The sequence below is a fragment of the Bradyrhizobium sp. C-145 genome, assembly GCF_023375135.1.
GTDB classification, from domain to species: Bacteria; Pseudomonadota; Alphaproteobacteria; order Rhizobiales; family Xanthobacteraceae; genus Bradyrhizobium; species Bradyrhizobium zhanjiangense.
Map to the genome: position 1 here is coordinate 4941434 of NZ_CP088150.1, position 19946 is coordinate 4961379.

The following is a 19946-nucleotide window of genomic DNA, read 5'->3' on the forward strand; positions in this document are numbered from 1 at the left end:
AGGATTTCGATAGTCACTCATGTAGCGCTGGTTACAAACTTATACCAGGGTGACCCCAAATGAAACTCCTCCATCTCGACTCCAGCGTCCTCGGCCCCCACTCCGTCAGCCGGCAGGTTTCCGCCGCCATCGTCGACCGGCTCCGCCAGGCGACGCCCGCGCTCGACATCACCTATCGTGACCTGACCCAGACCCCGCTCGCCCACCTCTCCGGCTCACACCTGGCGGCCGCGCAAGGCGCACCCGCGCCGGCGGAACTCGCACCCGACCTCGCCGCAAGCGCGGCCGCGCTGGACGAGTTTTTGGCCGCCGACATCGTCGTCATCGGCGCGCCCATGTACAATTTCACGATCCCAAGCCAGCTCAAGGCCTGGATCGACCGCATTCTCGTGGCGGGGAAGACGTTCAAATACGGCGCGACCGGACCTCAGGGGCTCGCCGGCGGCAAGCGCGTGATCGTCGCGATCTCACGCGGCGGCTATTACGGCGCCGAGACGCCATACGCGGCCGGCGAGCATCTCGAAACCTATCTGCGCTGGGTGTTCGGCTTCATGGGGATCACTAGCGTCGAATTCATCCCTGCCGACGGCATCCAGGTCGGGCCGGACCACCGCGAGAAGGCTCTCACCGGCGCGCTCCAGGCCGCAACCAGCCTGCGCGCCGCTTGAGATCACGTGACCGGTCGCCGCGAAATCGTCTGCGGCGGCCGGTCGTAGGTCGCACGATCTGCGAAGCTAGATCCAGACGCCCTGCATGCCCAGGATCACGGCGACGAGCGAGACCAACAGGCCAATTGCGGAAAACAATGCGACCGCGACGAGTTCGGATGTACCGGAGCGCTTCACCGGAACGGCGGATCTTCGCGGTGATGGAATCGCGGAAAAAATACGGGCTGCTTTCGGCATCGCAGACTCCCTCAGATGAGTCTTCTGACCCCGTAAGAATGTATTGGCGGTATGCGCGAAGGTTCAACGCCTTACGCAAGATTTTGGAAACATCCCGCAAGGCACAGGAACCAGCTGGCGCAACCGCGTGCACCGCGCCGGCCGATTCAATTTGCGCTTGATTTGATCAGCCGCGATAGATCGGCGCGCCGCTCGGCGAGGCCACCGCGCCGCCGTCGACGAAAATCTCCTGGCCCTGCACATGGGCGGAATCATCGGAGGCGAGGAACAGCACCGTCTTCGCAACATGATCCGTTTCGCCGATCCGCCCCAGCGGCGTCGATAGCGCGATCCGCTTCTCGAACGCCTTCTCGGCTTCGGGCGTCGCGACCGCAGGTCCCCAGATCGGCGTGCGGATCGCACCGGGCGCCACCACGTTGACGCGAATGCCGCGCGGCGACAGTTCCGAGGCCATGGTCCGCGCCATCGCGCGCACGCCGGCCTTCGCGGCGCCGTAAGCCGAGTAGCCGGGAATGCCGAGCACGGAGATCACCGAACCGTTGAGGATGATCGAGGCATTGTCGTTGAGATACGGCAGCGCCGACTGAACGGTGAAGAACACGCCGGTGAGGTTCGTGCTGATGACCTTCTCGAAGACGTCCAGCGTCGCCGAGCCGAGCGGCGTGCCGCCGGCGATGCCGGCATTGGCGAAGACGATGTCGAGCTTGCCGAACGTCTCGGTGCCCTTCTTGATCGCGGCTTCCGTCGCGGCGATGTCGGTGGCGTCGGCGGCGAGCGCCAGCGCATTCGGCCCGAGCTCCTTCGCAGCCGCCTCCAGCGTCTCCTTGTTGCGCCCGGTGATCACGACCCTAGCGCCCTCGGCCACGAACAGCTTTGCGGTCGCAAGGCCAATGCCGCTGTTGCCGCCGGTAATCAGGGCCGTCTTGTTCTTCAGTCTCACGCTCGCCTCCAGTAGTTGCATGATGAAACTACGTTGCCATCTAGGGCAAATGGTTTTATGATGCAACCACACAAGCGCGTGATCGGACCCGCCCACTCCGACGGAAGCGATAGAGACGAGACCATGGTGAAACGAACGAGCTTTGAGGGCGATGCCTGCCCGATCGCGCGATCGCTGGAGGCGCTCGGCGACTGGTGGTCGCTGCTGATCATCCGCGAGGCGCTGTTCGGCCTACGCCGTTTCGGCGAATTCCAGAGCAAGCTCGGGATGGCCAAGAACATCTTGGCGGCGCGGCTGCGCGCGCTGGCCGATCACGGCATTCTGGAAACCGCCCCCGCCTCCGACGGCAGCGCCTACCAGGAATACGTGCTGACGCCCAAGGGGCGCGGCACCTTCCCGATCCTGGTGGCCCTCCGGCAATGGAGCGAGGAGTTCGACGATCACCCCGAGGGGATCGCGACGATCCTGGTCGATCGCGAGAAGGGCCGCCCGGTGAAGAAGCTCGAAATGCGCGCCGAGGACGGCCGCCTGCTCAGCCCGGCCGACACCATGTTGAAGCCGCGGCCGGCGCGACGGCGGCGGTCGGCGGGATAGCAACGCGCTGCCGCCCCACCGTCATTGCGAGCGCAGCGAAGCAATCCAGAGTCTTTCCGCGGCGGCAGTCTGGATTGCTTCGCTACGCTCGCAATGACGACGTTGATGCAGCGTACTCATTTTTATCACCGTCACCCTGAGGCGCTCGCCTCTTCGGCGAGCCTCGAAGGGCGACGGCCCGGCTGGCAACTCGGCCGTTCATCCTTCGAGGCTCCCGGCGCGATGCTCGGCATCGCGCCACTCGCGCCTCAGGATGACGGATCTGATATTGGCCGCCCCCTCACGACAGCTTGCGCCTGCTCCGCAGCCTCAGATGCTCGTCGGCCTCGAGCTGTGTCATGCCCAAGAGATAATGTAACACGTGCAGCTTGTGGCGCTCGGCGAGCTTGCGCAGGGCAGCGGTCTGCTCGGCAATGAAGGCCACCGCCTCATCCGCCCCGCCTTCCCCCGGTTCCTCGTTGCGCGCGCCTCCCGGCGCGCCCGATGAAGCGCGCGCCCGTTTCTTTCCTGGCCTAGTCACCAGCCCACCCCGAATCCATGCCCCGGAGAAACATTATGCCGACATCGACCGCAACTCCAAGGTGGTATTTTGCAACTTTCTCGATATGAAACTTTTCCCGTTGCGGCGGCTTTCAACACCCGCCGATTTGACAGGACCGGCCTCACCACCCATGTTCGGGTCGAAACGGCCGACCCGAGTCCTTTCGTTTTCGGCCCAAGATTTTCCCATAAGTTACTGGAACTACATGAATATCGTCATTGTGGAGTCGCCGGCGAAAGCCAAGACGATCAACAAATATCTGGGCTCGTCCTACGAGGTTCTGGCGTCGTTCGGCCATGTCCGCGACCTCCCCGCCAAGAATGGCTCCGTCGATCCCGACGCCAATTTCAAGATGATCTGGGAGGTCGACCCCAAGGCCGCCGGACGGCTGAACGATATCGCGAGGTCGCTGAAAGGCGCTGACCGCCTGATTCTCGCCACCGACCCTGATCGCGAGGGCGAAGCCATCTCCTGGCACGTGCTGGAGGTGCTTAAAGAGAAGCGCGCGCTGAAGGACCAGAAGATCGAGCGCGTGGTGTTCAACGCCATCACCAAGCAGGCAATCTCGGAAGCCATGAAGCATCCGCGCCAGATCGACGGCGCGCTGGTCGACGCCTATATGGCGCGCCGTGCGCTCGACTATCTGGTCGGCTTCACCCTCTCCCCCGTGCTGTGGCGCAAGCTGCCCGGCGCGCGCTCGGCCGGCCGCGTGCAGTCGGTGGCACTGCGCCTCGTCTGCGACCGCGAGCTCGAGATCGAGAAGTTCGTCCCGCGCGAATATTGGTCGCTGGTCGCGACCCTGCTGACCCCGCGCGGCGATGCCTTCGAGGCCCGCCTGGTCGGCGCCGACGGCAAGAAGATCCAGCGCCTCGACATCGGCACCGGCGCGGAGGCCGAAGACTTCAAGAAGGCGCTGGAAGCGGCCGCCTATGCCGTGACCGCGGTCGATGCCAAGCCTGCGCGACGCAATCCGCAGGCGCCCTTCACCACCTCGACGCTGCAACAGGAAGCCAGCCGCAAATACGGCTTCGCGCCGGCCCATACGATGCGCATCGCCCAGCGCCTCTATGAAGGCATCGACATCGGCGGCGAGACCACCGGACTCATTACTTATATGCGTACCGACGGCGTCCAGATCGCCCCCGAGGCGATCACCCAGGCACGCAAGGTGATCGGCGAGGATTACGGCAACGCCTATGTGCCGGACGCTCCCCGCCAGTACCAGGCCAAGGCCAAGAACGCCCAGGAAGCGCACGAGGCGATCCGTCCGACCGACCTCTCGCGCCGCCCCGACAGCATGAGCCGCAAGCTCGATGCCGATCAGGCCCGGCTCTATGAGCTGATCTGGAAGCGCACCATCGCGAGCCAGATGGAAGCGGCCGAGCTGGAACGCACCACAGTCGACATCACCGCGAAAGCCGGCGGCCGTACGCTGGAGCTGCGCGCCACCGGCCAGGTCATCAAGTTCGACGGTTTCCTCGCGCTCTACCAGGAAGGCCGCGACGACGAAGAGGACGAGGATTCCCGCCGCCTGCCCGGCATGAGCGCAGGTGAAGCCCTGAAGCGGCAGTCACTCGCCGTCACCCAGCATTTCACCGAGCCGCCGCCGCGCTTCTCTGAGGCATCCCTCGTCAAGCGCATGGAAGAGCTCGGCATCGGCCGGCCCTCGACCTATGCCTCGATCCTCCAGGTCCTGAAGGACCGCGGCTACGTCAAGCTGGAGAAGAAGCGCCTGCATGGCGAGGACAAGGGCCGCGTCGTGATCGCGTTCCTCGAGAGCTTCTTCAGCCGCTACGTCGAATACGATTTCACCGCGGGCCTCGAAGAGCAGCTCGACCGCATCTCCAACAACGAGATCTCCTGGCAGGAGGTGCTGAAGGACTTCTGGCGCGACTTCATCGGCGCCGTCGACGACATCAAGGATCTGCGCGTCGCGCAGGTCCTGGACGTGCTCGACGAGATGCTGGGCCCGCACATCTATCCGCCTCGCGCCGATGGCGGCGACGTCAGGCAGTGCCCGAATTGCGGCACCGGCCGGTTGAACCTCAAGGCCGGCAAGTTCGGCGCCTTCGTCGGCTGCTCGAACTATCCGGAGTGCCGCTACACCCGCCAGCTCGCCGCCGATGGCGAAGCCAACGCCGACCGCTCGCTCGGCCAGGATCCCGACACCGGCTTCGATGTCTGGGTCAAGGCCGGCCGCTTCGGCCCCTACATCCAGCTCGGCGAGCAGAAGGATTATGCGGAAGGCGAGAAGCCGAAGCGCGCGGGCATTCCGAAGGGCACCTCGCCCAGCGATGTCGACCTCGAGCTTGCGCTGAAACTGCTGTCGCTGCCGCGCGAGATCGGCAAGCACCCGGAAACCGGTCAGCCGATCACCGCCGGCCTCGGCCGCTTCGGGCCGTTCGTGAAGCACGAGAAGACTTACGCCAGCCTCGAGGCCGGCGACGAGGTGTTCGACATCGGCCTCAACCGCGCGGTGACGCTGATCGCGGAAAAGGTCGCGAAGGGCCCGAGCCGCCGCTTCGGCGCCGATCCCGGCAAGGCAATCGGCGATCATCCGACGCTCGGCACCGTCACCGTGAAGAGCGGCCGCTATGGCCCCTACGTCACCGCAGGCGGTGTCAACGCCACGATCCCGGCCGAGTTCGAAAAGGACGCCATCACGCTGCCGCAGGCGATCGCGCTGATCGACGAGCGCGCGGCCAAGGGTGGCGGCAAGACCAAGGCGAAGAAGGCGGCCAAGCCCGCCAAGGCCAAGAAGGCTACGGACGGCGAGGACGCCGCGCCAAAGCCGAAGAAACCGGCCGCGAAGAAAGCCGCGGCCAAATCGAAAACCGAATCCACCAGCAAGGCGCGCGCCGCCGTGCCGTCGACGGCAAAGACTTCTGCCACAAAGCCGTCGCCGACCAAGGCAGCCGCCACCAAGGCTCCGGCCAAGAAGAGTGCCGGCAAGAATTAGAGGTTAAGTGAAACGCAAGAATGACCGTGGCTTTCCCGACCGGACAGCCATCGTCGCCTTCATCAAGGCAAACCACGGAAAGGTCGGGACCCGCGAAATTGCGCGCGAGTTCGGCCTGAAGAATGCCGATCGCGCCGAGCTCAGGCGCATGCTGCGCGAGCTCGCCGACGACGGCATCATCAAGAAGAAGCGCCACAAGGTCTCCGAGCCGGACACGCTTCCGCCGACGCTGCTCGCCGACATCACCGGGCGCGACAGCGACGGCGAATTGATCGCCTCCCCCGCCGAATGGGACGAGGTCGAAAGCGGCGAGCCGCCCAAAATCCTGATCGAGATGCCGCGCCGGCCCAAGTCTGGCACCGCCGCCGGTGTCGGCGACCGCGCGCTGCTGCGCATCGAACGCACCGACGAGGACGAAGGCCCCGCCTATCGCGGCCGCATCATCAAGCTCATCGACAAGGCCAAGAGCCGCATCCTCGGTGTATTCCGAGCACTGCCCGAAGGCGGCGGACGGCTCGTCCCCGTCGACAAGAAGTTCGCCGACCGCGAATTGAACATCGCGAAGGCCGACACACAAGGCGCACAGGACGGCGACCTCATCAGCGTCGACATCGTCCGCTCGCGCGGCTTTGGCCTCGCCTCCGGCCGCGTCAAGGAGAAGCTCGGCTCGGTCAAGTCGGAGAAGGCGATCAGCCTGATCGCGATCTACGCCCACGACATCCCCTTGCAATTCTCGCCTGCGGCCGAGCGCGAGGCGGAGGCGGCCGAGCCGGCGAACCTGAAAGGGCGCGAGGATTGGCGCGACGTGCCGCTCGTCACCATCGATCCGCCGGATGCGAAGGATCACGACGACGCGGTGCATGCGCAGGCCGACGATGATCCCAACAACAAGGGCGGCTTCATCGTCAACGTCGCCATCGCCGACGTAAGCTTCTATGTGCGGCCGGGCACCGCGCTCGACCGCGACGCGCTCGATCGCGGCAACTCGGTCTATTTCCCTGACCGCGTCGTGCCGATGCTGCCCGAGCGCATCTCCAACAATCTCTGCTCGCTGGTGCCGGGCGAGCCGCGCGGCGCGCTCGCGGTACGCATGGTGATCGGACCCGACGGACGCAAGCGCTCGCACACCTTCCACCGCATCCTGATGCGCTCGGCGGCGAAGCTGCATTATGCGCAGGCACAGGCTGCGATCGACGGTCGACCCGATGACACCACCGGCCCGCTGCTCGATCCGATCCTGAGGCCGCTCTATGCCGCCTATGCTTGCGTCAAGCGCGCCCGCGACGAGCGCGATCCGCTCAATCTCGATCTGCCCGAGCGCAAGATCCTTTTGAAGAGCGACGGCACGGTCGACAGCGTCGTCGTGCCGGAACGTCTCGATGCGCACAAGCTGATCGAGGAGTTCATGATCCTCGCCAACGTCGCCGCGGCCGAGATGCTGGAGAAGAAATCGCTGCCGCTGATCTACCGCGTGCATGACGAGCCGACGCTGGAGAAGGTCCACGCGCTCAGCGAGTTTCTGGAGACGCTGGACGTTCCCTTCGCGAAATCAGGCGCGTTGCGCCCCACCCTGTTCAACCGCGTGCTGGCCCAGCTCGAAGGTCACGACTATTACCCGCTGGTGAGCGAGGTCGTGCTGCGCGCCCAGGCGCAGGCGGAATACTCTTCCGAGAATTACGGCCATTTCGGCCTGAACCTGCGTCGCTATGCGCATTTCACCTCGCCGATCCGCCGCTATGCCGACCTCATCGTGCACCGCGCACTGGTCCGCGCGCTCGGCCTCGGCGAAGGCGCCCTGCCCGACAGCGAGACGCCGGAAAGTCTCGGCGAAGTCGCCGCGCATATCTCGCTGACCGAACGGCGCGCGATGAAGGCAGAGCGCGAGACCGTCGATCGCCTGATCGCGCATCATCTCGCCGACCGCATCGGCGCCAGCTTCCAGGGCCGCGTCTCCGGCGTCACGCGCGCCGGCCTGTTCGTCAAGCTGAGCGAGACCGGCGCCGACGGATTGATCCCGATCCGATCCCTCGGCACGGAATATTTCAACTATGACGAGAGCCGCCACGCCCTGGTCGGCACGCGCAGCGGCACCATGCATCAGCTGGGTGACGTCGTCGACGTCCGGCTGATAGAAGCAGCTCCTATCGCAGGCGCGCTACGCTTCGAACTGCTGTCGTCAGAACGCGAGACCGGCCCCCGCGAGCGCCGGCCGTTCCGCTCGCAGCGCAAATCGTCCAAGCCGCATCCCGGCCGCAGTCCGGAGAGAAAACGCAAGCCGGAAAAGCAAAAATCTGCCAAGGGCAGGAAGGTCAGGGGAAAGGGCAAAGGCAAGGGACAGAAGGGCAAGGCATGGTGACGATGAGCACGGCCCCAAAGATCTGGACGCGCGAGAGCGGCCTCGTCGAGAAGCGCGACGTGTGGGCTGCGATGAAGCGCGGCTTTCGCGGCCGCTGCCCGCGCTGCGGCGAGGGCAAGCTGTTCCGCGCCTTCCTGAAGACGGCGGACAATTGCGCCAAATGCGGCCTCGACTTCACCCCGCATCGCGCCGACGATCTGCCCGCCTATCTCGTCATCGTCATTGTCGGTCACATCGTGGTGCCGACCATCCTCTGGATCGAGACCAACTACACTACGCCGATCTGGCTCAGTTTCGTGGCCTATCTGCCCTTCACCTTCGTCGCCTCACTCGCGCTATTGCAGCCCGTGAAGGGAGCTGTGGTCGGCTTGCAATGGGCTCTGCGCATGCACGGGTTTGACGAGAACCCTCCCGATGGTATTCCGCCTGTGTAAGTAAGAAGCAAAAAACGGTTTGGGTGAGGATATGACGGATATTGCGCAAGCAGTGGAGAAGGCCAAGGTTCACGATGAGAAGGAAGCCGACCACCATCCCTATTTTCGCCCGAGGGATGCGGCGACGCTGATCCTGGTCGATCGCAGCGGGCCCATTCCGAAAGTGCTGGTCGGCAAGCGCCACGACAAGGTGGTGTTCATGCCCGGAAAGTTCGTCTTCCCCGGCGGCCGCGTCGACAAGGCCGATTATCGCGTGCCCTGCGCTGCCCCTATCACCACGGAGCTCGAAGCCAATCTCGCCAAGGGCAGCCCGAAGACCCCGGCCTCGCGCGCGAAGTCGCTCGCCATTGCTGCGATCCGCGAAGCCTGCGAGGAGACTGGTCTGTGCCTCGGCCGCCAAGCGGAGGGCAAGGTGCCCAAGCTCGAAGGCCCCTGGAAGCCATTCGCGGATGCCGGCCTCCTGCCCGACCCATCCGGCCTGTTCCTGATCGCCCGCGCCATCACCCCGCCCGGCCGCGTCAAGCGCTTCGATACGCGCTTCTTCACGGCGGATGCCTCCGCGATCACCCACCGCGTCGACGGCGTGATCCATGCCGATGCCGAGCTGGTCGAGCTGGTCTGGGTCGAGCTCGGCTCAAAACCGCTCGCGGATCTGCATCCGATGACGCGCAACGTGCTCAACGAGCTCGACACCCGCCTTGCCGCCGGCCCGCTCCGCCACGATGCGCCGGTGCCGTTCTTCCATTTCTACGGCGGCAAGATGCAAAAGGATGTTTTGAGCTGATCGGCGCTCCCCTCTCCGTCATTCCGGGGCGCGACTCTCTCCACTGGTCATTCCGGGGCGCGCGCAGCGCGATCCCGGAATCCATTCATCCACCGTGTCTGCGGCTCGATGGATTCTCAGATGCGCGATTGCGCATCATAGTTCGCGCCAAAAGGCGCGCCCCGGAATGACGTGCTGAGAGATCTGCAAAAACAAAATAATCTTCCCGCCGCCGCCAATGGCGGAGTTCCGCCGCGTGCCTATGTCTTTCCCCAACGACACCCAAAACGGACACCGGGCGATGGCACAACGGCAACTCAAGCTTGGCGCGTTCATGCGCCCGATCAGCATCCACACCGGCGCCTGGCGCTATCCCGGCGCCTGGCCCGACGCCAACTTCAATTTCGGTCACATCAAGCAGCTGATCCAAAAGCTCGAGGCCGGCAAGTTCGATGCCTTCTTCATGGCCGATCACCTCGCCGTCTTGAACATGCCGATCAATGCACTCAAGCGCAGCCACACCGTGACGTCATTCGAGCCGTTCACGCTGCTGTCGGCGCTCTCGGCCGTCACCGAGCGCATCGGCCTGATCGCGACGGGCTCGACCACGTTCGACGAGCCCTATCACGTCGCGCGCCGCTTCGCCTCGCTCGATCACATCAGCGGCGGCCGCGCCGGCTGGAATATCGTCACCACCTCGAATCCGGACGCGGCGCTGAATTTCGGCCTCGACGATCACATGGAGCACGCCGAGCGCTACAGGCGCGCCCGCGAATTCTACGACGTCGTCACCGGCCTCTGGGATTCCTTCGCGGACGATGCGTTCGTGCGCGACGTCGAGAGCGGCCTGTTCTTCGATCCCGCGAAGATGCACACGCTCGACCACAACGGCAAATATCTCAAAGTGCGCGGTCCGCTCAACATCGCCCGCCCGGTGCAGGGCTGGCCGGTGATCGTGCAGGCCGGCGCGTCCGAAGACGGCAAGCAGCTCGCCGCCGAGACCGCGGAAGCCGTGTTCACCGGCGGCGGCAGCCTCGCCGACGGCCAAAAGCTCTATGCCGACATCAAAGGTCGCATGGAGAAGGTCGGCCGCGATCCTGAGCACCTCAAGATCCTGCCCGGCGCCTTCGTCGTGGTCGGCGACAGCGTCGATGAAGCCAAGGAGAAGCGCGCGCTGCTCGACAGCCGCGTGCATTACGACAGCGCCATCGCCTCGCTGTCCGTCATTCTCGGCACTGATGCCTCGGGCTTCGATCCGGACGGCCCTCTCCCGGACATCCCCGAGACCAACGCCAGCAAGAGCGGCCGCCAGCGCATGGTCGATCTCGCCGCGCGCGAGAAGCTCACCGTCCGCCAGCTCGCCCAGCGCGTCGGCGGCTATGGCGGGCTGTCCTTCGTCGGCACCGCCAAGACCATCGCCGACCAGATGGAGGAATGGCTGGTCGGGCGCGGCTCGGACGGCTTCAACATCATGTTCCCGTTCCTGCCCGCCGGCCTCGACGATTTCGTCGACAAGGTCGTGCCGGAGCTGCAGCGCCGCGGGATTTTCCGCAAAGAGTATGAAGGGCCCACTTTGAGGGAGAATCTGGGCCTGCCGCGGCCGAAAAACCGGTTCTTTGAGGCATAATGGGGCCGTTTCGGGTAGATTTCCGGCCCTAAAACCTTGACATCAGACGGTTTCTGGCTAGGTTGCCGGCCAACGCGGGCCGTTTGGCCGGCTCCAGATTCCCTTTATTCCTGAGGTTCTGAACATGGCCAAAGCGGTCACCATCAAGGTCAAGCTCGTGTCCTCGGCCGACACCGGCTTCTACTACGTCGCCAAGAAGAATTCGCGCACCATGACCGACAAGCTGGTCAAGAAGAAGTACGATCCGGTCGCGCGCAAGCACGTCGAATTCCGCGAAGCCAAGATCAAGTAAGATCGGCTGAGCGTTGAAGAGTTTTGCGGGGCCCTTTCGGGCCCCGTTTTTATTTTGCGACCCCTGTCGTGTCCCGAACGCGATACAGCCTAGGCGATGCGGAGCATCGTCCGGTCGCGCTGCTGCGCAGAGCCGAGCCCCAGAAAGCAACACAGCGCGATGCTGATACATGGGCCCCGGCTCAGGAGCGCACCGCTGAGGCGCTGCGCTGCGTCCGGGGCACGAGACAGAAATTGATGCGCTACCATTTCTCCACGCCGTCATTGCGAGGAGCCCGCGACAAAATTGCAAAGCAATTTTGTCGCTGGTGCGACGAAGCAATCCAGGGCCGTTCTGCCATTGCTGCAGACCCTCTCCTGAGTCCGTCCGCACATTTTTTTCTGGAGTCAGCAGTGTCACATCCCCTTACCCGCATGGAACTCCGGAGAACATAGGCCGTTTCCCCACCTGTTTTGAACGGGGAGACGCAAGCGTGAACCGCCGGCAAGTCCTTCGCGCATCGGCTGCCTTCTCGGCTGCCACCATGCTGCTGCGTGCAGCGAAGGCTCAGACGGGCTCCGCCCCGCCATTCAGCCCGTCCTACGTGCGCGAGCTTGCCCGCGCCCTTGCCGCGAAATCATTCGAGCCTCCGGACGAGAAGCTGCCGGATGCACTGAAGAATCTCAACTACGATCAATACCGATCAATTCGCTTCACGCCTGAGAAGGCGTTGTGGCGTGATGAGAAGCTACCGTTCGAAGTGCAATTTTTTCACCGCGGCTTTTTCTACAAGAACCGGGTCGAGATTTTTCAGGTGGTGAACGGGAGCTTCATGCCGATTCCGTATCGGCGCGACGACTTCTCGTTCGGAGAGGGTCTCGGACAATGGCCGGATGTCGACATCGGGTTTAGCGGATTCCGCATTCACGCTCCGATCAACAGGCCGGATTACTACGATGAAGTTTGTGTGTTCCTGGGCGCCAGTTACTTCCGAGCAGTCGCGAAAGGACTGACGTATGGCCTGTCCGCGCGCGGACTAGCGATCGATACCGGCGAGAGCAAGGGCGAAGAGTTCCCGGCGTTCAAGGCCTTCTGGCTGGAGAAGCCGGTGCCGAATGCCTCTTCCATCGTAGTACACGCGCTGCTGGACAGTAAGAGTGCGGCCGCAAGCTACCGATTCACGATCCGGCCTGGCCAAAGCACGGTTTTCGACGTCGAGATGGCTCTCTATCCGCGGGTAGACGTCGAGCATGCCGGGCTCGCGCCTATGACCAGCATGTTCTACTTCGGGCCGAACGATCGCAAAGATTTTGACGATTTCCGCCCCGCGGTTCACGACTCGGATGGACTTGCGATCTTCAACGGTAGAGGTGAGCAACTCTGGCGTCCCCTGAACAATCCGCACGATCTGCAGGTCAGCAGCTTTGCCGACGTCAATCCGGGCGGCTTCGGCCTCATGCAGCGGGAGAGGAATTTCTTCGCCTATCAGGACCTCGAATCCAACTTCGAAAAGCGCCCAAGCCTATGGTTCGAGCCGATCGGCGATTGGGGCGAAGGAGCGGTGAAATTATTCGAGATACCTACCAAGGAGGAGGTCCACGACAACATCGCAGCGCTGTGGCAACCGAAGCAGCCGCTGAAAGCCAAAAGCGAACACATCTTCACCTATCGGCTGCACTGGGGGCCGGACGCCCCCAAACCGGAGGCGCTCGCACGGTTCACGCGAACGGGGATCGGAAGCCGGGGTGACGATAGCAAATTGTTCGTGCTGGAACTGATGGGGGACCGACTCAAAGGCATCGATGCCAAGACCATCAAAGGCGTGGTGACCGCTGCAAAAGCCGAAGTCAGCAACATCGTCACGCAACCTAATCCCATGACAGGCGGATGGCGTCTGAGCTTCCAATGCTCGGTCAAGAAGCAAGCCGCAATCGAATTACGAGCTTTCCTGGCGCAAAACGAAGCGCCAGTCTCCGAAGTGTGGACCTATCGATGGACGCCCTAAGACCGTCGCCGACGCCTTCGCCGAACGCCCCTGGCAGCCCATTTCTGCCGCCGGAAAGTCCGCTGCCGATGCTGCCTTGCCGGCTGGATCGCGCGACTGAAGCTAACCGGTCGCCGGAGCATTCGGGTACCACTTTGATGGTTCGCCGCCTCTTTATTTTTGTCGGGACTGGGGTGCTGACGCTTGCCGGCGGCTACGGCATGTATGACGTGGTGAAAGTTGGCGGTGTAACCTTTCTCGAGGCGGTGCTGCTCGGCTTTTTCCTCGTGCTGCTCGCATGGGTCGCGCTCTCCTTCATGTCCGCGCTCGCCGGATTTTTCGTGCTGCTCACGCGCAGCCGGTCTTTTCTGCCGATCGATGCGACGGGCTCACTGCCTCCTATCACCTCGCGCACAGCCATGCTGCTACCCACCTATAATGAGGACCCGCATCATCTCATGGCGCGGCTACGCGCAATGTATGAATCGGTTCAAGCGACCGGATATGGGGACCAGTTCGACTGGTTTTTACTGAGCGATACGACCGATCCCGACATCTGGATTCGTGAAGAGCTGACCTTCATTCGGCTGCGCCGCGCCTGCGGCGCCGCTCGGCTGTACTACCGGCATCGCTCCAACAACATCGCGCGCAAGTCCGGCAATATCGCCGACTGGGTCATGAGGTTTGGCTCGGCCTATGATCACATGATCGTTCTCGACGCGGACAGCCTCATGGAAGGCGACACAATAGTTCGCCTTGTCAACGCGATGGAGTCCCATCCCGCTGCTGCGCTGATCCAGACGCAGCCGGTCATCGTCAACGCGCGCACAATGTTCAGTAGGCTGCAGCAATTCTCGGGGCGCGTTTACGGCCCCATCATTGCAGCCGGCAATGCTTGGTGGCACGGTGGCGACAGCAATTACTGGGGCCACAACGCCATCATCCGCGTACGGGCGTTCGCTGCGGAGGCCGGCCTGCCGGAGCTGAGCGGTCGTAAGCCTTTCGGGGGTCACATCTTGAGCCATGATTTTGTCGAGGCCGCGTTGATGCGCCGCGCGGGCTGGGCAATCTATCTGGCACCGACCCTCGGCGGCAGCTTCGAAGAAGCCCCGCCGTCACTGCTGGACTTTGCGGCAAGAGATCGTCGCTGGTGCCAGGGTAACCTTCAGCATCTCGCTGTGTTGCCCGCGCGCGGGCTACACTGGGTGTCGCGTCTGCATTTGCTTACAGGCATCGGCGCCTATGTCACCGCGCCGCTGTGGTTTCTATTCCTGGTGCTCGGCCTGCTGATTGCACTGCAGGCGCACTTCATCCGACCGGAATATTTTCCCAAAGGCTTCAGTTTGTTTCCGACCTGGCCGCAACAGGACCCGGTGCTTGCCGCCCAGGTCTTTGCAGCGACCATGGGACTTCTGATCCTGCCGAAGCTGCTGGCCTATCTGGTGCTGATCGGCAATCGAAGAGAGCGGATCGGATTCGCAGGGAATCCTCGCGTATTGGCCGGAGTCGTTTGCGAGACATTTCTTGCGGCTTTGATCGCTCCGTGCATGATGATCCTCCAGACCAAGGCCGTGTTTGAAATTCTAGCTGGCCGGGACGCGGGCTGGCAGGTGCAGCGCCGAAGCGATGGCTACCTGGCTCGAGGCGAAATCTATCGCAAGCTCGTCGGCCCCACGCTCTGCGGATTGGCCCTGTTGCTCAGTGCCTACGCGGTCTCTCTGCCGCTGCTGCTTTGGATGTCGCCTGTCGTGCTGGGTCTTCTGCTTTCAATCCCGTTGGGCCTCATGACGTCTGAGCGACTGAAGACGCCCGGACTTTTTGCCACGCCGGAAACCAACGACCCGCCCGCTGTGGTGCTCCGTGCAAACGAACTCGCCGCATCTGAGCCAACAGCGATAACCGGGGCCCTGCACCAGCTCAGCCAGGATCCAGAACTGCTAGGCCAGCATTTGGGATCGCTATCGCTTGCCAGGCCGCGCAAATTTGGCGCCGTCGACGTGCCTTTGGCGACGGCAACCACCAAGCTCGAGGAATGCGAAAGCTTGGAGGATGCAGTCGCATGGCTCGAAAGGCCGGAATTGCGCGCCGTTCTTGGCCATCCCACGCTGCTCCAGAGGGTCCTTGAGATGCCTCGCGCAGGTAAGAATTGGCCCAGTATTCGGGATCGTCGGTAGAGTGCCCGCGCGAGCACGGCGCGCTGTTCTGACCGCCCGACAGCGGGTCCCCCATATCTCCGATCAAGCTCGGTTGTAGGCCATGGGCATGCAGTGGGCCCCCGCACGCGCTTCGCGCGGACCGGTGGCCCGGAACGGGCGGTCAGCGTTCTCCCAGCCGCCATGCCGATGGCGCGAGCCTGGTTCGTTTCACTCCAACACCTTATTCCAGGAAGTAGACGCTCGTAACCAACACGGCGATTAGTACGGCACAACCAAGCAATGCAACGGTAAAGCAGATACGTGCTGGGATTGAATACGCATCAAAGTGCGGCTGTTCGATCATGCCACGCCTCCTCTCACCATCTGGCGGGAGCGCGATCATTAATCTTGGCAACCTAGCCCTGTGGAACTTTGGTTAAAAGTCAACTGTGCTGACGCATCAGGCGGCGGATCCCGGTTATTCGGGCAGACCTGAAGCGCGCATTGCTTCGATCAGGGGTGTTGCGAGCAACGGCACGCAGCCGATGGCGGAGCACTGACCATTGCTGCTGAAATTGGGCTGAAGTTGCATCACGCGCTCGGCGGCTGCGTTCGCGTCTTCCATTCGTCCGAGTTTGGCAAGCGACGCCGCCAAAAACATGTGCGAGACGCTGAAACCTGGTTTGCTGCGAATGGCCCGTTGCGCTGCCGCCGCGGCATCTTCATAGCGTCCACGAAGAAAATGGCCCATGCAAATGCCATGCAGTGCTGCGGTAATCCAGGGATCGAATGGACTAAGGCGGATACCCCGCTCGCCCCATTCGATGGCGCGCTCGGCTTCCCCTCCCCAGCCCAAGATCAACGCGCCCCAGGAATAGGCCCACGCCGCCGACGGGGAAATTGCCAGGGCGGCCTCGAAGGTTTCCAGGGCCAAGATACGGTCATGTTCGACGAGACCGATAGCGATTGCGGCGTAGACGAGTGCCGGGGCATCGTCGGGACCAAGCGCCACTGCAGTATGCGCGTACCTTATCGCGGCCGTGCGATTGTCTTCACGCCTTCCCGCTCGGAGATACAGTATTTCATTGCAAAAGGCCGTTTGGCCGTGCGCGAGCGCGTAGTTCGGCTCGAGTAGAAGTGCGCGTTCGAGGAGTGGCACCGCCTGCGACGCGCCCTCCGGCATCCCAGTATCCACCAGCGGCGTCGCACGTAACACGAGATCGTAGGCGTCGAGATTTTCAGGCCGTTTGCGCTTCGCCCGTTCAATTTCGGCCTGACGCACGCTGGGCTCGATCGCGGCGACAGTGCTCACGGTAATTTCGTCCTGCAAGGCAAAGATGTCGTCGAGCGCGCGGTCGTAGCGATCTGCCCAGATATGGGCCCTGGTCTCCGCGTCAATCAGCTGCGCTGTGATCCGTACGCGGTCGCCTGCCCGTCGCACACTGCCTTCCAACACGTAACGAACCCCCAGTTCGCGTCCGACCTGCCTGATGTCAACGGACCGCCCCTTGTACGTGAAGGTCGAATTGCGGGCGATCACGAACAGCCATTTGAAGCGCGACAGCGCGGTGATGATGTCCTCCACCATGCCATCGGCGAAGTACTCCTGTTCCGGGTCGCCGGACATATTCTGAAACGGCAGAACCGCAATTGAAGGTTTGTCGGGTAATGACAGCAGTCGATTGCTCTCCGCCGTCGCTGGCTTCGCATTGGCAGGTTTGACCCCATATAGTCGAACCGCCCGATCGATGTTCTTCAGCGATCGTTCGCCTAGATCATCGAACTCGAATGTCGTTTTTCCCCTGACTTGTTCGAACGCACTTCCCGACAGACACACGCCGCCTGGCGCGCACTCGTTCTCAACGCGTGCGGCCACATTCACGCCATCACCGAAGATGTCGTTTTCGTCGCTGATAATGTCGCCGATGTTGATGCCGATGCGAAAGGCAATCTGTCCTTCCCGGCCGGCCAACTTCTCTTGAACGGCCATGGCGCATGTCACCGCGTCGACGGCGCTGGCGAATTCGACCAGGAGGCCATCGCCAGTTGTCTTGACGATCCTGCCCTTGTGCTCCGCAATGGCTGGATCGACGATTTCGCGGCGGATGACCTTAAGGGCTTCGAGCGTGCCGACCTCATCGGCGCCCATTAACCGCGAATAACCGGCAACGTCCGCTGCCAGCACCGCCGCTAACCGTCTCTCAACGCGCGCCATAGCCACCGCCACCCTGCCAGTTTGGAATTAATATAGCAGGATGAACATCTTCCGTCCCAGCCGGACGAAAGGCCGGGGTCTGGACAGCGCGCCAGGTCGGCTTCAGGGGCACGAGCGGCTATTCGCGGCCAAGCGGCGCGAGGTTTGCTTGAACTCGTGGGCTGGCGCTGACGACAACGCCCCTCGCTACGCCGCCTTCAACACCGGCGGCTGCGACGGCCTGATCAGCGCGAACGCGACCTGCACGATGCCGCCCGCGAGGCCCAGTGCCACTCCGATGCGCCAGGCCATGGTGTAGGAGCCGAGCGCGTCGTAGAGCAGCCCTCCCCCGTAGGCGCCGAGGAAGCTGCCGATCTGGTGGCTCATGAAGGCGAGGCCCTGGATCATCGCCTGCCAGCGCAGGCCGAACATCTCGGCGACCGCGCCCGCGACCAGCGGACCAACGCCCATCCAGAGGAAGCCCATGATGGCGCCGAACAGCAGCGTCGAGAACGACGTCGCCGGCAGCATGAAATACCAGGCAAGCGCCAGCGAGCGCAGGATGTAGATCGCGCCCAGCAGCGCCAGCTTGTTCCAGCGCTGCCCGGCCCAGCCGAAGAACAGCGAGCCCAGCACGTTGAAGCCGCCGATCATGCCGAGCGTCTGCGCGCTCAGCATCGGGTCGAGGCCGCAGATCGCCAGATACGACGGCAGATGCGTGGTGAGGAACACCAGCTGCATGCCGCAGACGAGATAGGCGCAGGTCATCACCACGAAGGACGCATTGCCGAACGCAGTCCGCGCCGCGATCGCAGCCGTAGCATCGTCGATCTCGTCGGCGGCCGGCTTGGGCAGCGGAATCTGGTCGACGCGCCCGGCATACCAGGCGGCGGGGATCATCAGCACCGACATGATAACGAAGCCGGCAAGGCCAATGCGCCAGCCAAAGCCCTCGTTGAGCATCTGCCCGATCGGCGCGGACAGCAGCGCGCCGAGCGAGCCCGCACCGGAGACGATGCCGAGCACGGTGGAACGCACCGTCTCAGGCACCGCGCGCGCCGCCACCGACATCGCGATCGCAGCCGCCGTGCAGGCCAGCGAGGTGCCGATCAAAACGCCGGCGCCGATCATGATGCTGACAAGCCCGTTGGCGGTCGCCATCAGCGCAAGGCCGACGATGTACATCAGCGCGCCCACGATCATGATGGGACGAAAGCCGTAGCGCTCGGTCATGGCGCCGGCGAGCGGCTGGAGAAAGCCCCAAGCGAGGTTTTGCACGGCCAGCGCCAGTGTGAAATCCGACACCGAGATGTGGATGTCATGCGTCAGCGGTTGCAGGAAGATGCCGAGCGACTGCCGCAGTCCCATGCTCAGCGTCAGCATGATCGAGGCGCCGATCAGGATGGGCAATGTCGGACGCAGAACCTGCAACAGGGGCATTTTTCTTCTCCCTTTTGGGCGCGGCGCGAACGCCGCCGTCTGCTTTTGCCGTTGATTTTGGTTACACAGACCTGTGTACTTAGGCTATAAAAGGGCCGGTGTTGTCAAGCGAACAGGACGCGCGCTACCGCATGGCTCCCCCGCCCGCCCCACAGACGATGAAAGAGCGGATCCTTCAGACCGCCGACAAGCTGTTCTATCTGCAAGGCATTCGCGCCATCGGCGTCGACACCATCGCGGCCGAGATCGGCATCTCCAAGCGCACGCTCTACAACCACTTCCCCTCCAAGGACGCGCTGATCGCTGCCTACCTCGAGCGCCGCTTCGTCAGCGCGCGCCCTTCCGACAAGCCGCCGGCCGAGCAGATCCTTGCGACGTTCGATTCGCTGGAGCGTCGCTTTGCATCCAAGGATTTTCGCGGCTGCCCGTTCGTGAATGCGGTCGCCGAGCTCGGGCCTTCCGACCGCGCCGTGAAGAAGATCGCAATCGCCTTCAAGGAAAGCCGCCGTGTCTGGTTTCGTGATCGGCTGACCGAGCTCGGCGTCGCCGATGCCGACGCGCTCGCAACCCAGCTCGTGCTGCTCGTCGACGGCTCCATCGCGCAGGATCTCGTCCGCGACGATCCGGCGATGGCCAGGGCGGCAAAGGAAGCGGCGAAGGTGCTGCTGCGCAATGCGGGGGTGGATGTGGGGGATGATGCGAAGCCGGTGAAGGACAAGCGTCCGCCGCAGTGATCGCTGCCACCGCATCACTCGGTGTCATCACCCGCGAAGGCGGGTGATCCAGTATTCCAGAGACAGTGA

At 63.4% G+C, this 19946-nt stretch carries 16 protein-coding genes; 11 read left to right on the forward strand and 5 right to left on the reverse strand.

The genetic code is table 11. The features are described from left to right. Positions 1 to 59 precede the first annotated feature (59 nt). Positions 60 to 668 carry an NAD(P)H-dependent oxidoreductase gene (locus LRP30_RS23095; RefSeq protein ID WP_249756413.1) on the forward strand — a complete coding sequence of 203 codons (609 nt, stop codon included), beginning with the start codon at positions 60 to 62 and terminating at the stop codon, positions 666 to 668. A gap of 66 nt (positions 669 to 734) precedes the next feature. On the opposite strand, the gene LRP30_RS23100 is transcribed toward LRP30_RS23095, so the two are convergent. Together LRP30_RS23100 and LRP30_RS23105 are read right to left on the reverse strand one after the other, a co-directional pair. Further along, complete coding sequence (locus LRP30_RS23100; RefSeq protein WP_249756414.1) at positions 735 to 905, reverse strand: hypothetical protein; 171 nt, start codon at positions 903 to 905, stop codon at positions 735 to 737. Positions 906 to 1071: 166 nt separating this feature from the next. After that, positions 1072 to 1845 (reverse strand): SDR family oxidoreductase, encoded by a 774-nt coding sequence (locus LRP30_RS23105; RefSeq protein WP_249756415.1) that lies wholly within the window; start codon positions 1843 to 1845, stop codon positions 1072 to 1074. Positions 1846 to 1968: 123 nt separating this feature from the next. Between LRP30_RS23105 and LRP30_RS23110 the strand changes: the two genes are divergently transcribed. Then, positions 1969 to 2439, forward strand: coding sequence for a helix-turn-helix domain-containing protein (locus LRP30_RS23110; RefSeq protein ID WP_249756416.1), 471 nt, complete (start codon positions 1969 to 1971; stop codon positions 2437 to 2439). Positions 2440 to 2719: 280 nt separating this feature from the next. Here the strand turns inward: LRP30_RS23110 and LRP30_RS23115 are convergent, their stop codons facing one another. Continuing rightward, on the reverse strand, positions 2720 to 2863 hold the full coding sequence (locus tag LRP30_RS23115) for a hypothetical protein (protein ID WP_244551336.1): 144 nt from the start codon (positions 2861 to 2863) through the stop codon (positions 2720 to 2722). Positions 2864 to 3185: 322 nt separating this feature from the next. Here LRP30_RS23115 and topA point away from each other — a divergent pair, with 322 nt between their 5' ends. The 8 genes from topA (at position 3186) to mdoH (ending at position 15548) form a co-directional block, all read left to right on the forward strand. Next, on the forward strand, positions 3186 to 5939 hold the full coding sequence (gene topA, locus LRP30_RS23120; RefSeq protein ID WP_249756417.1) for a type I DNA topoisomerase: 2754 nt from the start codon (positions 3186 to 3188) through the stop codon (positions 5937 to 5939). Positions 5940 to 5946: 7 nt separating this feature from the next. Continuing rightward, entirely contained in the window at positions 5947 to 8295 is a 2349-nt protein-coding gene (gene rnr, locus LRP30_RS23125; protein WP_249756418.1) for a ribonuclease R, read from the forward strand. Further along, entirely contained in the window at positions 8289 to 8729 is a 441-nt protein-coding gene (locus LRP30_RS23130; protein WP_128947097.1) for a DUF983 domain-containing protein, read from the forward strand. The genes rnr and LRP30_RS23130 overlap by 7 nt, the downstream gene beginning before the upstream one ends. 31 nt (positions 8730 to 8760) lie before the next feature. Continuing rightward, complete coding sequence (locus LRP30_RS23135; protein ID WP_249756419.1) at positions 8761 to 9513, forward strand: NUDIX domain-containing protein; 753 nt, start codon at positions 8761 to 8763, stop codon at positions 9511 to 9513. 280 nt (positions 9514 to 9793) lie between these two features. Continuing rightward, positions 9794 to 11119, forward strand: coding sequence for an LLM class flavin-dependent oxidoreductase (locus tag LRP30_RS23140; protein WP_249756420.1), 1326 nt, complete (start codon positions 9794 to 9796; stop codon positions 11117 to 11119). A 124-nt stretch (positions 11120 to 11243) separates the two neighbouring features. Continuing rightward, positions 11244 to 11411, forward strand: coding sequence for a 50S ribosomal protein L33 (rpmG, locus tag LRP30_RS23145; protein ID WP_007603295.1), 168 nt, complete (start codon positions 11244 to 11246; stop codon positions 11409 to 11411). 523 nt (positions 11412 to 11934) lie between these two features. Continuing rightward, entirely contained in the window at positions 11935 to 13395 is a 1461-nt protein-coding gene (locus LRP30_RS23150) for a glucan biosynthesis protein G (RefSeq protein ID WP_249761815.1), read from the forward strand. Beyond that, a complete protein-coding gene (mdoH, locus tag LRP30_RS23155) occupies positions 13383 to 15548 on the forward strand; it encodes a glucans biosynthesis glucosyltransferase MdoH (RefSeq protein ID WP_249756421.1) in 2166 nt (721 codons plus the stop codon). Before LRP30_RS23150 ends, mdoH begins: the two co-directional genes overlap by 13 nt. 439 nt (positions 15549 to 15987) lie before the next feature. On the opposite strand, the gene LRP30_RS23160 is transcribed toward mdoH, so the two are convergent. Together LRP30_RS23160 and LRP30_RS23165 are read right to left on the reverse strand one after the other, a co-directional pair. Beyond that, the gene (locus tag LRP30_RS23160; protein WP_283811286.1) at positions 15988 to 17724 is read right to left on the reverse strand and encodes an adenylate/guanylate cyclase domain-containing protein; all 1737 of its coding nucleotides are present in this window, start codon (positions 17722 to 17724) and stop codon (positions 15988 to 15990) included. A 186-nt stretch (positions 17725 to 17910) separates the two neighbouring features. After that, complete coding sequence (locus tag LRP30_RS23165; protein ID WP_091895942.1) at positions 17911 to 19143, reverse strand: MFS transporter; 1233 nt, start codon at positions 19141 to 19143, stop codon at positions 17911 to 17913. Between the two features lie 131 nt (positions 19144 to 19274). On the opposite strand from LRP30_RS23165, the gene LRP30_RS23170 reads away from it, so the two are divergent. Further along, the gene (locus LRP30_RS23170) at positions 19275 to 19877 is read left to right on the forward strand and encodes a TetR/AcrR family transcriptional regulator (RefSeq protein ID WP_164940019.1); all 603 of its coding nucleotides are present in this window, start codon (positions 19275 to 19277) and stop codon (positions 19875 to 19877) included. Positions 19878 to 19946: the final 69 nt, after the last annotated feature.

Excerpts from the sequence above, each read along its gene's own strand:
- topA (WP_249756417.1), top strand. The coding sequence starts at position 3,186 with ATGAATATCGTCATTGTGGAGTCGCCGGCGAAAGCCAAGACGATCAAC.
- LRP30_RS23095 (WP_249756413.1), top strand. The coding sequence starts at position 60 with ATGAAACTCCTCCATCTCGACTCCAGCGTCCTCGGCCCCCACTCCGTC.
- LRP30_RS23150 (WP_249761815.1), top strand. The coding sequence starts at position 11,935 with ATGCTGCTGCGTGCAGCGAAGGCTCAGACGGGCTCCGCCCCGCCATTC.
- LRP30_RS23165 (WP_091895942.1), bottom strand. The coding sequence starts at position 19,143 with ATGCCCCTGTTGCAGGTTCTGCGTCCGACATTGCCCATCCTGATCGGC.
- LRP30_RS23130 (WP_128947097.1), top strand. The coding sequence starts at position 8,289 with ATGGTGACGATGAGCACGGCCCCAAAGATCTGGACGCGCGAGAGCGGC.
- LRP30_RS23140 (WP_249756420.1), top strand. The coding sequence starts at position 9,794 with ATGGCACAACGGCAACTCAAGCTTGGCGCGTTCATGCGCCCGATCAGC.
- LRP30_RS23170 (WP_164940019.1), top strand. The coding sequence starts at position 19,275 with ATGGCTCCCCCGCCCGCCCCACAGACGATGAAAGAGCGGATCCTTCAG.
- LRP30_RS23160 (WP_283811286.1), bottom strand. The coding sequence starts at position 17,724 with ATGGCGCGCGTTGAGAGACGGTTAGCGGCGGTGCTGGCAGCGGACGTT.
- rpmG (WP_007603295.1), top strand. The coding sequence starts at position 11,244 with ATGGCCAAAGCGGTCACCATCAAGGTCAAGCTCGTGTCCTCGGCCGAC.
- LRP30_RS23100 (WP_249756414.1), bottom strand. The coding sequence starts at position 905 with ATGCCGAAAGCAGCCCGTATTTTTTCCGCGATTCCATCACCGCGAAGA.
- mdoH (WP_249756421.1), top strand. The coding sequence starts at position 13,383 with ATGGACGCCCTAAGACCGTCGCCGACGCCTTCGCCGAACGCCCCTGGC.
- LRP30_RS23110 (WP_249756416.1), top strand. The coding sequence starts at position 1,969 with ATGGTGAAACGAACGAGCTTTGAGGGCGATGCCTGCCCGATCGCGCGA.
- LRP30_RS23135 (WP_249756419.1), top strand. The coding sequence starts at position 8,761 with ATGACGGATATTGCGCAAGCAGTGGAGAAGGCCAAGGTTCACGATGAG.